Raw genomic sequence first — 14,067 nt, forward strand, 5'->3', positions numbered from 1 at the left:
AAATCTTAAAATAACAGGAGGGTGCCATGGAAAGAAATGTTCTTGTTCCGGTGGCCCAGGGTACGGAGGAGATGGAAGCCATAACCATCATTGATGTCCTTCGACGGTCAGGCGCGAATGTTGTTGTCGCGTCTGTGGATGAAATTATGATTAAAGCGTCAAAGGGAATTGAATTTAAGGCGGATAAACTTATCAAAGACTGCATGGAGGAAGAATTCGATTTGATTGTTCTTCCGGGCGGTATCCCTGGAGCCCAGAATCTTCGCAATTCAACCGAACTTGAGATCCTGCTAAAAAAACAGGCAAAACTTGAAAAATATTATGCAGCCATCTGTGCCTCTCCGGCTGTTGTCCTGCATCACCACGGGCTTGTCACTCCCGGCCGTGTAACCTGTCATCCAGGGTTTGTGGATCAGATTGATAATGGAAATATTATTGAATCCAATGTTGTGGTGGACACCAATTGTATCACCAGCAGGGGGGCGGGAACCTCTTGTGAGTTTGCATTAAAGCTTGTTGAACTGCTCTATTCAAAAGAAAAGAAAGAGGAAGTGATGCAGGGTCTTGCAATGCTGGTTGAGTGACAGCTAAGTTATGGTTGAGCAATGGTTGAGCAATGGTTGCAAAAATGAGTATTAAAAAATTTGACTGGGAAGATTTTTTCAATAGGCATCGAGCTGAGATAACGCTTGAGTGGAAAAAAAGGCTCAAGTATCATGTGTCCAGAAATTATGAACTCAGATCCCTTGACGAGTTGCGGGTTACCACGGAAATGGCCTATGATGCGAGTTGCAGCATGATAGTTTGCAATGACCATGCTCTGATTAATCGATTTATTGATGAAATCAGCAATATTCGTCTGGAAGAGGGATTTCGGCTGGATGATGTTCAAAAAGCATTTGAACTTTTTCGCAAACTTATTGTTCCCGCTCTCATAAAAGAATCGCCAAGAGAACTGTTGTGTGAAAATATTGAAGCGGTTAATACAGCTCTTTCGTATACCATTAACCGGTTCAGCTCCGATTTTCAAAAAAAGCATGAAAAATATCTGAAAGACTATGCCCAGCAGCTTGAAAAAGATGTGGCGTCAAGAACTGTGGAACTAAAGGAATCAGAGCATAAGTATAAAACCCTGGTTGAAGAGATCAGTGACGGATTTCTGGTGCTGGATAAAGATCGGATTGCCTTTGTTAATCCGGCTTTCTGCGGGATGCATGGATGCCGGATCAAAGAGCCTCTGCAGGCCTCGTTTTTGTCTTTTGTTTCAAAAAAAAGCCATGAAAAAGTCAGTGCGATTATTTCCAGGGGGATAAACAAGGGTGCGGAGCCGGAAGCTTTTGAGTATCTGAGATTAACTAAGGACAAAAAATGCCTGCCAACGGAAATCAATTTCAGGCCGTCCCGTTTCGGGGGCAGAGATTATAACCTTTGTATTGTAAGGGATATTACCAAACGGGTTGAGACGGAGAAGAAAAGCAGGGAAATGGAGCGCATGGCCTATATCGGGCAATTGACGGCATCTCTTTCCCATGAGATCAGAAATCCGCTGTCATCGGTAAAAATGAACCTTCAGATTCTGGGCAAGAATATTATTTTAAAAGGCAATGACAGAAAACGCATTCAAATATCAGAACGGGAGATTAACCGGCTTGAAGGCATTTTAAAACAATTGCTTGATTTTGCAAAACCAGTGTCATTAAAGTTTGACATGGTTGACATCAATGATATTGTCCGTTCCTGTGTTGAATTGTTGGAAATGAAGTTTCATAGAAAAAGCATTGAGTGTGAAATTAAACTTGATCCTGGCTTAAAAGAATTTTCTGCGGATAAAGACAAAGTTGAGCAAATTATTATCAATTTTCTTTTAAATGCCTTGGATTCAGTGGATGATTTCGGGATTATAAGGGTTTTAACGGCTGTAAAAAAACAAAACGGCACACCCTGTGCCATGATACGGGTTGAAGATAACGGCAAAGGAATTTCAAGAGATTTGCTTCCCCATATTTTCGAGCCCTTTTATACGACCAAGACAAATGGAACCGGCCTTGGTCTTGCCAATGTAAAACAGATTGCAACTGCCCATGGGGGAAGGGTAAGGGTAATTGATTTGAAAAATTCAGGGACCGCTTTTGAGGTCTTTTTACCCATGGGAGAAATAAATGGCTAATCTTTTGATTGTGGATGATGAGCATCCAATCCGCGAATCCATCAGCATGTTCATGTCTGAGAAAGGTCACTCGATTCACACCGCATCAAGTGTTAATGAGTCAATCTCCGTGTTTAAGGAATGTACCCCCGACGTTGTTATCCTTGATATCCGTCTTCCCGACGGCAGTGGACTGGATGCCTTAAGTCAAATGCGTGATTTTTATCCGCTGTCCAAAGTGATCATGATTACGGCATTTCAGGATATGGAAACCACCATCGAAGCCATGAAAAGGGGAGCCTATGATTATATTCATAAACCTTTGGATGCGGATGAACTGGAAAAAACGGTAAATGATGCCATTGCAAGTTTTTATGAAGATGCCAAAACAGCGGTAAAAGATAAAGGAAAAACGGTTTACAATGAAAGCGAGATCGTGGGTAAAAGCCGTGCCATGAAAGAAGTGTATAAAACCATCGGGATGCTTTGCCAGAACCGGGCAACCGCATTGATAATGGGGGAAACCGGTACTGGAAAGGAAATTGTTGCAAGACGGATACACCTGAGCAGCACGGATTGTGAAAAACCATTTATTACTTTTGATTGTTCAGCCGTTGTTGACACACTTCTGGAAAGTGAATTGTTTGGTCATGAAAAAGGCGCGTTTACGGGAGCCGTAACCTTAAGGCCGGGTAAAATCGAACTGGCAGGGGACGGCACCCTGTTTCTGGACGAAATCGGGGAATTGCCTTTGAACCTCCAGGGAAAGCTGCTGGGTTTTCTTGAAAGAAAAAGATATATGCGGGTTGGCGGGAAAGTACTTATGAAATCAAAGTGCCGGATCATTGCTGCCACCAACAGGGACCTTGAAACAATGGTCACACAGAAAACATTCAGGGCGGATCTGTATTACAGGCTCAAGGTTGTGAATATGACCCTTCCGCCTTTAAGGCATCGCCTGTCCGATATCAAAGACCTTGTGGCCCATTTTGTTCAAAAAAGTGCGGATGAACTGGGGGTTGAACATATGACATTGCAGGACGGCTGTATTGAGAGACTGAAACACCATCCCTGGACGGGAAATGTCCGGGAGCTTGAAAATGTTATTGTATCCGCCTCCATCCAGTCCAGGGGAAGTGTGATCCTGCTGGATGATCTTGAAACCATTTTATCCCATCATCCGGTTTCCGCAGAAGAGAGCAGCAGTTCGCAGTCTCTTTCACAAATGGAGCGCCAGCATATTTTTAATATTCTTGAATCGGTTCAATGGAATAAAACCCATGCCTCACACATTCTTAAAATTTCTTTGCCCACTTTAAGAAAAAAAATTAAAAAATATCACCTGGATACCCCGGATTAGTCAATGGTAAAAAAAATATCTCTGGTATTATTTTTGAGTATTGCCTTTGCGGGTTTGTGGGATATATCCTGTTTGCCCCTGCTGTCTGCACAAAAAATTCATAGGGTTGCAATGGTTACATGGCGCGGCGAAACCCCTGCGGAAAAAGGGTTCTCAGATGGATTGAAATATTACGGGCATGCGATTCATATTATAAAATACCATGCAAACCAGGATATGCAACTGCTGGATGACGCCATTGCGGCCGTGGGAAAAAGTGATGTGGATTTGATATATGTATTTGGAACCACTGCTGCAAAACGCGTACTTTCAAAAATAAAACAGACGCCCGTTGTGTTTAATATTGTGACACGACCGGTTGAGTCGAAAATTATAGCAAGCTGGAATTCATCGGGAAATAATGCCACCGGTGTCAGCAGTATGGTGCCGATTGTTCATCAGCTGAAGGCCCTGAAAAAAGTGGTTCCTTTTTTTCGGTTGGGCATCATATATAATCCATTGGAGCAGAACTCCGTTATCCAGAAAGGTATTGTCAAGGGAATGGAGACCATGCTCAATTTCAGATTGACTGAATTTAAGATAACCGGAAAAAGAGATATCCCTCAAGTCCTTACAAGGTTAAATGAAGCGGTGGATGCGGTTTATCTTCCTTCGGACTCAATGATAAAAATACTGGGTACAGAGATTATCACCAGGGTAAATAAATTTAAAATTCCCTCGCTTTCCGCACTGGAGGACCTTGTGACCAACGATTGTGCGCTTATGGGACTTGTCCCTGATTATTATCAGCTGGGCAGACTGGCTGCTTTAAAAGCAAGTTTGATCTTCCAGGGCAACCACCCTTCTGAAATTAAAACCTCCACACTGGATCATTTTAAGATAACCGTGAACATGCATACGGCAAAAAAGATCGGTATCAATATCCCCACCTCCATTCTTGTGATGGCAGATAAAATTATTCGATAATCAAATTCACGGTCATATTGTTTTTTGTCAACCATTGCCGGGAATGATTATAAGATAGTCCTGCCCCAATCCATAATTACTTCTAAAATTTAACTGCTGTGAGATTCCGCACGGTTTTATGTGTGCGTAAACCGCTCGCATAAAACATTCTGATAAATAATTCCTTGAAATCATAGGTAAAAATTTCTGTATCGGGCTTGGCACAAAAGATGCTTATATGGTTTATAATATAGTTAAATTGTAACTGTTTTAATCTTTTAACAAGGAGTCCGGCAATGAAGGAAAAAGGTTTATTTGTCATTAATGTATTGGCTTTAGTGATCCTGTCTGTTTTTGTTTTCGGAGCAATACCGAACATGGCCCAGTGTAAAACATACAGGTTGAAATTTCAGATGGCATGGCACACGCAGCATCCGCAATATAAAGCGTATAAGGAATTTATCAAAAGGGTGAAAGAGGCGTCAAATGGAAAATTGAAATTTACTGTTTTCCCCGCCAGTCAGCTGATCGGAAGAAATGAAGCCCTGGACGGATTGAAAAGCGGCACCATTGATATGCTGGCCGGCTGCGGGACGTATTATCATGGTATGGTGCCGGAAGGCGATGTGGATTGGCTGCCGTATATTTCTTTGAACAATCGTGAAAAATTCTGGGATTATATGAATAATGATCAGGGCGGAAAAGCCGGTGAATTTCACGATATTATCTATAATGCCTACCTGGAGAAAGCAAACGCCGTATGGCTTACCAATATTATTTGCGGCAGCTCCGGCATCATCGGCAGGGGCAATACTGAATACAATACCATGGAGTCATTGAAAAATATTAAATTGAGAGCCGCTGGTGGGGTCAGCACAAGAGTGGCCAAGGCGTGGGGAGCCTGTCCGGTTACAATGGCCACAGGAGAAATTTATCCGGCCCTTCAAAGGGGAACAGTGGACGCACTGATCTTCTATGCTTACGGATTAAAGGATTATAAATTTTTTGAGGTGGCAAAAACATTTTCAACACCGCCGGTCTTTACCTGGGCGGATGATCTTTGGATCAATAAACGTGCCCTGGAAAGACTTCCCGAGGATTTGAGAAATACGCTTGTAACGGTTTCCCGTGAGTGGGGGCACTGGGCCAGTGTTGAATATTGGCCGGAATATGAGGCTGAAAACGAAAAATGGTGCAGGGAAAACGGGGTAAAGTTTGTCAGCATGGACAATGAAAATATTGAAAAATCAAAGAAGATGCTGGAGCAGGTGTGGGACTGGTATGCCAAAGAAAGCCCGGAATGTGAAAGATTGGTGGACTTGATAAAAACCGAGCAAAAAACCTGGACTGCCCTGAAAAAGGATAGCGGTCTTGAAAAAATTGCAGGGCTTCAATAACGCATTTTCAACCAGGGGAAATAGAGGAACGATAAAATGATGAATAAAAATAAAGGACTGACCCGGATCATGGACGGCATTGCGTCATTTGATGAGAAACTTGCTGAAATTGCCGGTTGGATCGTTGTACTCATGATGCTGACCATAAGTTATGACGTGGTCATGCGATATGCTTTTAATTCACCGACCACCTGGAGCTTTGAAGTCAACCGGTACATGCTCATCATGGTGGTGTTCATCGGTGCGGCATGGACCCTCCCTGCCGGAGGACACGTCACTGTAGATATTGCCACTGAAAGAATCCCGGAAAGAAAAAGAATTGTACTGGATATTATTACATCTTTTATGGCCGGGACATATGTGTTGATATTTCTGATCCAATCCGTGGTGTTTACCTATGACGCACTGGAACATAATGTAAGAAGCACTGAGTACCTGGCCTGGCCGCTGTGGCCCATAAGGGCATTTCTGGTAGTGGGTGCCGCATTGTTGTTTCTTGAATATATATTGAGAATTGTTCGAAATTTCTCACAGCTTTCTCAAACACATGAGGAAAAATAATAAGGAGATTTATTTATGGAATGGTATATCGTTCTTTCTATTCTGGTGGTGTCTCTGTCTTTCTTTCTTTTTCTGGGGCTTCCGGTAGCATTTTCTCTGGGATTTCTCAGCATTATCTGTGCACTTGTTTTCTGGCCGGGCACCACCGGGCTGTATGGGGTTGCATTGGCCGGATATGGCCATATGGGCAATTATACATTGGTTTGCGTCCCTCTGTTTATCCTCATGGCACAGCTGGTGATGCACAGCCGCATGGGAACGGACAGCTATGAGGTGGCGGATCGTTTCCTGCGCCGGTTGCCGGGGGGGCTGGGAATGACCAGTGCCGTGTTTGGCGCTATATTTGGTGCGGTTTGCGGTGCAAGCACGGCTGGAACCGCTACGGTCGGTCTGCTGTCCCTTCCGGAAATGATAAAAAGAGAGTATCAGGCCGGCATGTCCGGTGCCATTGTTGCATTTTCCGGTGCCTTGTCCATCTTGATCCCGCCCAGCGTAATTCTTATCCTTTACGGCACCCTGGCTAATGAATCCATCGGCGCACTGTTTGCCGGAGGAATTATTCCGGGAATCCTGATGACCGTTCTGGCCCTGGCCTATATTTTTATCCGGGTGCTGATTGATCCTGACGTGGCGCCCAGGGATGATGTCCGGTTTACATGGAAAGAGAAATTTGCCTCTCTTTCAAAGGTATGGTCGCTGTTAACGGTTATTTTTATTCTGTTGTTCACAATCTATACGGGGGTTGCAACCCCTACTGAAGCCAGTGCCATCGCCTGCCTTGCTGTTTTTATCATTGCGTTTGTAAAAAAAACCCTGGATGTGAAGACTACCCGGAAAGCGCTTTTGCATACCGTAAAAACCACGGCAATGATCGGTTGGATTATTATCGGTGCCACATCTTTTGGGTATGTTATCATTTATTCCGGATGCGCAGCCGAGCTGACCGACTTTGTCGTATCCCTTCCGTTGCCGACCACTGCGGTGGTGATGATACTGATGCTGGGATTTTTGATTATGGGGATGTTTCTGGACCCTGCGGCCATCGTTATGATGACAACCCCCATTATATTGCCTATTTTGACCGCCCTGGAGATAGACACCTTGTGGTTCGGCATTTTAATGGCCGTAAATATGTGTGCGGGAAATATCTCGCCGCCCATGGGATTGAACTTGTATATTGTAAAAGGGCTTGTGCCGGATAAAATAAAGCTCGCTGAATTGTTCAAAGCCGCAGTGCCGTTTATTATATTGGATATCGTCACCATCGGACTGATCATGATATTTCCTGAAATTGTTACCTGGCTTCCAAGCCTGATTGTTTAGTACCATTGAAATAATAATGAAATGAATAAAGAGGAAAAATATTGATGAATAAAGGGTTAGAAAAAGTTATGGACCTTTCTGCGGCCATCGGGAAATTTGTGGAAAACGGCTGTCATATGTGCATAGGAGGGTTTACGGTAAACAGAAACCCCATGGCTGCTGTTTATGAAATTATCCGTCAGAGAAAAGAAAATCTGCATCTGTATGCCCATTCCAACGGGCAGGGCGTGGACGAGCTTGTGGGGGCGGGATGTGTGGATAAACTGGAGATCGCATACGGCGGAAACGGCAAGTTCGCCTCCACCTGCATCCGGTTCAAGCGTGCGGTTCAAAACGGGGAACTGCTGGTTGAAGATTATTCCAATTACCAAATGACCCTGCGGTTCCAGGCCGGTGCCATGGGACTGCCCTATCTGCCGGTCAGGTCTTCTCTGGGAACCGATATTGTTAATAAATGGGGCTTTTCCAGGGAAATAAGAAACAGCGATCCCAAAATTCCGGACGATAAATTAATTGTAGCGGATAATCCGTTCAATAAATGGGCGGATGTCGAAAAAATCGTTCTGGTGCCGGCCATTAATCCTGATGTCACCATTATCCATGTTCAGAAAGCAGATTCTCAAGGCACGGTAAGTATAGAGGGGTTGCCCATGGCGGATGTGGAACAGGCCAAAGCGGCACAATATCTCATCGTTACCTGTGAACAGCTTTTAGAGCCCGATGAGATGAAAAAACAGTCCGACATGAACCAGATTCCCCATTTTTGTGTTGATGCTGTTGTGCATATGCCCTGGGGCGCTTATCCCACTGCATGTTATAATTGTTATGATTATGACCCTGTGTATTTAAATAATTATGGAAAATTTGCCTCTGATGATCAGTTGTACCGGGAATACCTGGATAAATTTATCCATGGAACACCCCATCATGAGGCGTTTCTTGAGTTGGCCGGAATGGATCGTTTAAACGCAGTCAAGGCTGATCCGGAACGCGGATATGCTGTTAACCTGGATCGAAGATAAATCGGTTTTAGAGCGGATCATTTTGCCTTTACAGGCTTTTTTTAAAAAAATTTAGGAGTGAAATAATATGGCCGATTATACCTTGAGAGAACTGATGACCATTGCTGCTGCCCGGCAGATAAACAACGGGGAAATCGTTTTTTGCGGCACCGGGATTTCCATGCTGGCTGCCATGGCGGCAAAACATATCAGTGCGCCGGAAAGTGTGATATTTTTTGAAACCGGTGCCATTGATTCAAAGCTTGAAGAAGTCCCCATGGCTGTTGCCGATCCCCGGGTCATGTACGCGACATCGGTGAACGGCAGTCTTGCAGATGCGTTTGCCACCATGCAGAACAAAAAAACCGGAAAACGGGTTGTGGGAATCATGGGGGCCGCACAGATTGATATTTATGGAAACCTCAATTCCACGGTGATTGGGGATTACCATCGCCCAAAGGTCCGGTTTTCCGGCAGTGGCGGTGCCTGCGATGTGGCATCCTTTGTGCCGAAGAGCATTATTTTCATGCAGCATGAAAAAAGAAAATTTGTAAAAAAAGTTGATTATCTCACAAGTCCGGGGTGGATCAACGGTCCCGGCAGCCGTGAGGCAGAAGGCCTCGGCGGTTCCGGGCCATCCACGGTGATTACCAACATGGCGATTATGGGATTTGATAAAATCACAAAGAAAATGTATCTGGATAAAGTCTATCCCGGCATTACACCGGAGCAGGTGCTGGACAACATGGAGTTTGAGGTGGATATATCAAGGGCCGGGGAACTTGATCCGCCTTCCATGGATGAGCTGATGGTGCTGCGTGAAAAATGTGATCCCCAAAAATTAATTCTTGGAAATTAAACAATCTTGATTTTGCCCCCGTGCCCTCAGCCCGGGGGTAAAATGATATTGAGCCGTTCCATGCGGCGGTTCAGCGCAAACCTGCTGATGCCCAGTATCCGTCCGGTTTCGGTCTTGTTCCCTTTGGCTTTTTCCAGGGCGTTCCGGATGATGCGGTTTTCAAACTGGTCCATGGCGGTTTTCAGATCATGACCGGGGTCCGGGGCGGGCGTCTCACTATCGTGTTCCATGACCGGTTTCTCATGCAAGCCTGTTCCCTGTTTGAATTCCGGGGGCAGCACCTTTGTTTCTATGGTATCCCCTTTGGTGAAAATCACCGCTCTTTCAATGACGTTTCTCAATTCCCTGACATTTCCCTCCCATGGATACCGGGTAAATATCTGTTTTACCGGTTCGGAAATTTTTTTAGGCGGTTTTTTCATGTCCCGGCAGAATTCATTTAAAAAATAGTCTGCCAGCAGCAGGATATCATCCTTGCGTTCTTTCAGGGGCGGCATATAAAGGGTGATCACATTTAAACGGTAAAAAAGATCCTGCCGGAATTCTCCGTTTTTAATGGCGGTTTCAAGATTTTTGTTGGTGGCGGCAACAATCCTGACATCCACTTTGATATCCCGCCCGCTGCCCAGGCGTTTAAATTGTTTTTTTTCAAGAAACCGTAAGAGTTTTGCCTGGGCTGGCAAGGGCATATCCCCTATTTCATCCAGAAAAACAGTTCCGTTATCTCCCAGCTCCAATAATCCTTTTTTGTCTTTTTTGGCATCGGTAAACGCGCCTTTTTCATATCCGAACAACTCGCTTTCAATAATGGTTTCAGGAAGGGATGCACAATTGATTTCAATAAAGGGGGCCTTGTTTCTTTTGCTTCTATAATGGATGGCACTGGCCACAAGTTCCTTGCCTGTACCGCTTTGTCCGCGGATTAAAACCGTTGTGTCTCCGGCATGGGACAAAATGTCTATTTGTTTGTACACTTCTTTCATTTCAGGACTCTGCCCCACCAGGTCGCTGAACCTGTAAAATCGTCGCTGCTGGTATTTGAGATATTCATACTCCTTTCGAAAGTTCCGGTCTTCAAGGGCCTGTCCCACCAGCAGCCGTATGTCTTCCAGTTCAAAGGGCTTGTTGATAAAATTAAACGCCCCTCTTTTGACGGCCTGCACCGTTGTCTGGGTGTCCCCGTAGGCCGTCATGATAATGACCGGCACCTCCCGGTTCCAGGCGGAAATTTTTTCCAATACCTGGATGCCGTTCATTCCCGGAAGCCTCAGGTCAAGAAGAACCAGGTGGGGTGAAAATGTTTCCAAAAGCGTTATTGCCTCTTCTCCCGAATCAGCTGTGGCAATTTCATAGCCCTTTCCTTCAAAGGCAATTGCCAGGGACCGGCTTAATACTATTTCATCATCAACAATCAAAATTCGTTCCTGTTCCATGCTACCGATCTCCTGTCTGCTTTTTATCGGATGCCGGCAACAGCAGCCGGACCTGTGTTCCCTGCTGCACCACACTGTCGATAAAGATATATCCTTTATTTTTTTCCAGTAATTTATGAACAATGGAAAGTCCCAGGCCGGTTCCTTTGGGGGAAGTGGAAAAAAAAGGATCAAAAACCCGTGGCAGAGCTTCCTTTGAAATTCCATGGCCGGTATCTTTGAACCGGATTTCAACAAACCCGGCCCTGTACATTGCAAAATCAGGATCTTTTTGGGTCAGCTTTGTTTTTATTTGTTCTTCGTTCCTGACATTCCCTGCGGTTATAGTCAGCTCTCCCCCTGCTTCCATGGCTGTGAGGCTGTTTAAAATCAGGTTAAGAAAGACCTGGTGCATCTGCTCCTGGTCGGCCATGGCAAAAGAAAGGTCTTTATCATACCTGCAAATCAGGCGGATATCGGATTTTTTGAGCTTTTCCTTGACCATGCCAATGGTTTTTTCCAGGATGTTTTTTACATTTACCGGTGCCGGAAGCGGAGGGGATGGACGGGAAAACCGCAATAAATCGGATACGATGGTGTTCAGCCGGTTGATTTCAGACAATACCCCGGAAATCAGGATCTGTTCCGCATCGGTGCGTGCCCTTTCGGCCAGCACCTGGAGACTTGTTTTCATGCCGGCCAGGGGATTTCTTATTTCATGGGCCATGCCGGCGGACAGCTGCCCCAGGGAAGCCAGTTTGTCAACCCGGACCATGAGTTCTTCCATGCGCTTTCTGCGGGTGATGTCACGGATATCCGCGATGGCACCGATCAGTCCGCCTGACTGGTCGGTAAGCTGGGAGGTATTGATCTCCACACAGGAGGCCTTGTCATCGGACCGGGCCAGTTTCAGTTCATGATCCCGTGTATTTTCACCGGATTTCATGGAATGCTTCAAGAGGTCTACAACCTGTTGCACCGGTTCACAGGGCCGGAAACCGTCTGTCCCGGATGTTTCCCTGTGACCATATCCCAGCATGGTTTGTGCACTCTGGTTAATGGAGGAAATTTGGCCTGCCTCATCTACGGTGATGATACCGGAAGACACGTTCCTGAAAATATCTTCCATAAAAGTTTTCAGGTCCACGATCTCTTTCATGTTTTTCTTCAGGGTGGCCACCATCTTGTTGAATTCCCTGGCCACAGCCGAGAGTTCATCATTGGATTTAATTTCAATCCGCTGGTCAAGGTCTCCTTTCCCAATGGCTTCAGCACCTTTGATCAATTGCAGTATGGGACGGGTCAGGCTTTTAATGAACAGGAAGGATACCGGCAGGAAAAGCCCGATTATAATCATGATAAAGGATATGATTTGATTCCTGAATGTGTGGATATCCGCCATTAACTCGGATTTAAAAACCGTCACCCCGATACTCCAGTTCATCAGGGTGCAGGGAAGGTATACAATAAATTTTTCAGCATGGTCATGCGTATAATTTCCGAATCCTTTTTTACCGTCCATCATATTGTTGATATGCGTTTGAAAGCGGTGGTCACTCAAGGCCTGGATATCCGTTTCAGAATCAATCTCCTTGTCCGGATGGTAAATCAGAAATCCGTTTTTGTGTATTAAAAAGGCATACCCTTTTTCCCCGATGCGGAGGCTTGCCACATAATCAACAAACGCGTATTTTTTAAGGTCAAAGGCCAGAACACCAACTATTTTATCCGGATTTTCAAAATCATACACAATTTTTCCCAGCATCACGACCTTTGAAGACCGGTGGTTTGAAAATTGAAGATCTGACAGAAATCTGCCGGTTTCAAGTGTTTTTGCAAACCAGTCGGCTCCGGAAAAATCCGGGAGACTGTCATCCTGGTCTCCGGTAACGGACAAAATGGTTTTTCCCGCCAGATTGACCAGGTAAATGCCATTGTAATTTGGGTTGCTTTGAAAATAATCTGCCAGCAGGCGCTGGGAGGTATCAAGGCGTTGATTGAATTCAAATTGCAGGAATGTCAACTGAATAAAAGGGAACTTTGATAACAGGTCAATGTCTTTTTGGGCAGCATCAAAAAAATGATCCACCTGTTGTGCGGTTTTCTGGGCAACCTTGTCCAGCTGCTGGCGGGTCTGTACCAGGAGTGCATTGGCTGCGCTGTGATAGGAAACAGCTCCGACAACCAGCAGGGGGATTGCCCCCAGTATCATCAGGATACAAATCAGCTTGGTCCGTATGCTGGAAAATAACATGATACCATTCCCCTGCCGGATCAGACAGTCATTTTTTTTTGAATTTTATCAGCGATGTGTTTTATGAATTCTCCCCAGGACCGGAGACGCTTTTCGGGTAGCATTTTTTTAAGCCCAACCACATAAATGGCAGCGGGAATGGTCTTGCTGACATACAGGGGAACGGCTACGGCATGGATACCTTCGGTGTATTCCTCCCTGTCAAAGGCCACGCCCTCTTTTTGAACTTTTTGAATCATTTTTTTAAAATCGACCTTATCCACACAGGAAAAAGGGGTAAAAGCAACCAGATCATTGGTGGCCAGAAGATGATCCAGGTCATGGTCTGTGAGTTGGCAAAGGAGGGCTTTCCCCCCTGCTCCAACGAACAGCGAGTGGCTGTGTCCCACCTCGGTGGATATTTTAAATCCTGTGATGGAATCTGCCTTTTCCACCACAACAGCGTTTAAGGCCGAGCGAACAACCAGAAAAGCGGTCAATCCTGTTTTAAGATTAATTTCTTCCAGATACGGTCGGGCCGTTTGAACCAGGTTGGTCGATTTTCCTGCTGTCTTACTCAATTGATAGAAGCGTGACCCAAGATGAAATTTTCCCTCATCATCACGTTCAAGGATTCCCAGATCCACCAGTGAGTAGACTATATTGAATACCGTACTGCGGTGATATCCCAGGGCGGAAGCAATGGCGCTGATCCCCAGGGATTTCCGAGTCTTTGACAACAGATCAATCAGATCAAAACATTTATAGATGGCTGGTACTGCTTTAAATTCTACAGACATGGCTGTTTTTTATCAAAGGCCTTTTCAATT

Annotated in this window: 12 protein-coding genes; 9 read left to right on the forward strand and 3 right to left on the reverse strand. The window is 45.1% G+C overall.

The annotated features are described in order from the left end of the window. Nucleotides 1–26: 26 nt before the first annotated feature. The 9 genes from BLT94_RS19090 to BLT94_RS19135 all read left to right on the forward strand — a co-directional run bounded on the left by BLT94_RS19090 (nucleotide 27) and on the right by BLT94_RS19135 (nucleotide 9,592). On the forward strand, nucleotides 27–584 hold the full coding sequence (locus tag BLT94_RS19090; protein WP_092237707.1) for a DJ-1 family glyoxalase III: 558 nt from the start codon (nucleotides 27–29) through the stop codon (nucleotides 582–584). A gap of 44 nt (nucleotides 585–628) precedes the next feature. Continuing rightward, entirely contained in the window at nucleotides 629–2,167 is a 1,539-nt protein-coding gene (locus BLT94_RS19095; RefSeq protein ID WP_175530422.1) for a two-component system sensor histidine kinase NtrB, read from the forward strand. After that, the gene (locus tag BLT94_RS19100; RefSeq protein ID WP_092237712.1) at nucleotides 2,160–3,506 is read left to right on the forward strand and encodes a sigma-54-dependent transcriptional regulator; all 1,347 of its coding nucleotides are present in this window, start codon (nucleotides 2,160–2,162) and stop codon (nucleotides 3,504–3,506) included. The genes BLT94_RS19095 and BLT94_RS19100 overlap by 8 nt, the downstream gene beginning before the upstream one ends. A gap of 3 nt (nucleotides 3,507–3,509) precedes the next feature. After that, nucleotides 3,510–4,472 carry an ABC transporter substrate-binding protein gene (locus BLT94_RS19105; protein ID WP_092237715.1) on the forward strand — a complete coding sequence of 321 codons (963 nt, stop codon included), beginning with the start codon at nucleotides 3,510–3,512 and terminating at the stop codon, nucleotides 4,470–4,472. Nucleotides 4,473–4,747: 275 nt separating this feature from the next. After that, nucleotides 4,748–5,848 carry a TRAP transporter substrate-binding protein gene (locus BLT94_RS19115; protein ID WP_014957058.1) on the forward strand — a complete coding sequence of 367 codons (1,101 nt, stop codon included), beginning with the start codon at nucleotides 4,748–4,750 and terminating at the stop codon, nucleotides 5,846–5,848. A gap of 36 nt (nucleotides 5,849–5,884) precedes the next feature. Further along, entirely contained in the window at nucleotides 5,885–6,409 is a 525-nt protein-coding gene (locus BLT94_RS19120) for a TRAP transporter small permease subunit (protein WP_014957059.1), read from the forward strand. A 15-nt stretch (nucleotides 6,410–6,424) separates the two neighbouring features. Then, nucleotides 6,425–7,732 (forward strand): TRAP transporter large permease, encoded by a 1,308-nt coding sequence (locus BLT94_RS19125; protein ID WP_092237718.1) that lies wholly within the window; start codon nucleotides 6,425–6,427, stop codon nucleotides 7,730–7,732. Nucleotides 7,733–7,776: 44 nt separating this feature from the next. Beyond that, entirely contained in the window at nucleotides 7,777–8,754 is a 978-nt protein-coding gene (locus tag BLT94_RS19130; RefSeq protein WP_092237721.1) for a CoA transferase subunit A, read from the forward strand. A 67-nt stretch (nucleotides 8,755–8,821) separates the two neighbouring features. After that, nucleotides 8,822–9,592 (forward strand): CoA-transferase subunit beta, encoded by a 771-nt coding sequence (locus tag BLT94_RS19135; RefSeq protein WP_092237724.1) that lies wholly within the window; start codon nucleotides 8,822–8,824, stop codon nucleotides 9,590–9,592. A 26-nt stretch (nucleotides 9,593–9,618) separates the two neighbouring features. Here the strand turns inward: BLT94_RS19135 and BLT94_RS19140 are convergent, their stop codons facing one another. From BLT94_RS19140 to BLT94_RS19150, 3 genes are read right to left on the reverse strand one after another with little or no spacing between them, the layout of a single operon-like run. Further along, the gene (locus tag BLT94_RS19140) at nucleotides 9,619–11,025 is read right to left on the reverse strand and encodes a sigma-54-dependent transcriptional regulator (RefSeq protein ID WP_014957063.1); all 1,407 of its coding nucleotides are present in this window, start codon (nucleotides 11,023–11,025) and stop codon (nucleotides 9,619–9,621) included. Between the two features lies 1 nt (nucleotide 11,026). Beyond that, nucleotides 11,027–13,258 (reverse strand): PAS domain-containing sensor histidine kinase, encoded by a 2,232-nt coding sequence (locus BLT94_RS19145; protein ID WP_092237727.1) that lies wholly within the window; start codon nucleotides 13,256–13,258, stop codon nucleotides 11,027–11,029. Between the two features lie 20 nt (nucleotides 13,259–13,278). Further along, complete coding sequence (locus BLT94_RS19150; RefSeq protein WP_092237730.1) at nucleotides 13,279–14,037, reverse strand: IclR family transcriptional regulator; 759 nt, start codon at nucleotides 14,035–14,037, stop codon at nucleotides 13,279–13,281. Nucleotides 14,038–14,067: the final 30 nt, after the last annotated feature.

Source organism: Desulfobacula phenolica (assembly GCF_900105645.1).
Classification (GTDB): domain Bacteria; phylum Desulfobacterota; class Desulfobacteria; order Desulfobacterales; family Desulfobacteraceae; genus Desulfobacula; species Desulfobacula toluolica.

Excerpts from the sequence above, each read along its gene's own strand:
- BLT94_RS19090 (WP_092237707.1), top strand. The coding sequence starts at position 27 with ATGGAAAGAAATGTTCTTGTTCCGGTGGCCCAGGGTACGGAGGAGATG.
- BLT94_RS19095 (WP_175530422.1), top strand. The coding sequence starts at position 629 with ATGAGTATTAAAAAATTTGACTGGGAAGATTTTTTCAATAGGCATCGA.
- BLT94_RS19100 (WP_092237712.1), top strand. The coding sequence starts at position 2,160 with ATGGCTAATCTTTTGATTGTGGATGATGAGCATCCAATCCGCGAATCC.
- BLT94_RS19105 (WP_092237715.1), top strand. The coding sequence starts at position 3,510 with ATGGTAAAAAAAATATCTCTGGTATTATTTTTGAGTATTGCCTTTGCG.
- BLT94_RS19115 (WP_014957058.1), top strand. The coding sequence starts at position 4,748 with ATGAAGGAAAAAGGTTTATTTGTCATTAATGTATTGGCTTTAGTGATC.
- BLT94_RS19120 (WP_014957059.1), top strand. The coding sequence starts at position 5,885 with ATGATGAATAAAAATAAAGGACTGACCCGGATCATGGACGGCATTGCG.
- BLT94_RS19125 (WP_092237718.1), top strand. The coding sequence starts at position 6,425 with ATGGAATGGTATATCGTTCTTTCTATTCTGGTGGTGTCTCTGTCTTTC.
- BLT94_RS19130 (WP_092237721.1), top strand. The coding sequence starts at position 7,777 with ATGAATAAAGGGTTAGAAAAAGTTATGGACCTTTCTGCGGCCATCGGG.
- BLT94_RS19135 (WP_092237724.1), top strand. The coding sequence starts at position 8,822 with ATGGCCGATTATACCTTGAGAGAACTGATGACCATTGCTGCTGCCCGG.
- BLT94_RS19140 (WP_014957063.1), bottom strand. The coding sequence starts at position 11,025 with ATGGAACAGGAACGAATTTTGATTGTTGATGATGAAATAGTATTAAGC.
- BLT94_RS19145 (WP_092237727.1), bottom strand. The coding sequence starts at position 13,258 with ATGTTATTTTCCAGCATACGGACCAAGCTGATTTGTATCCTGATGATA.
- BLT94_RS19150 (WP_092237730.1), bottom strand. The coding sequence starts at position 14,037 with ATGTCTGTAGAATTTAAAGCAGTACCAGCCATCTATAAATGTTTTGAT.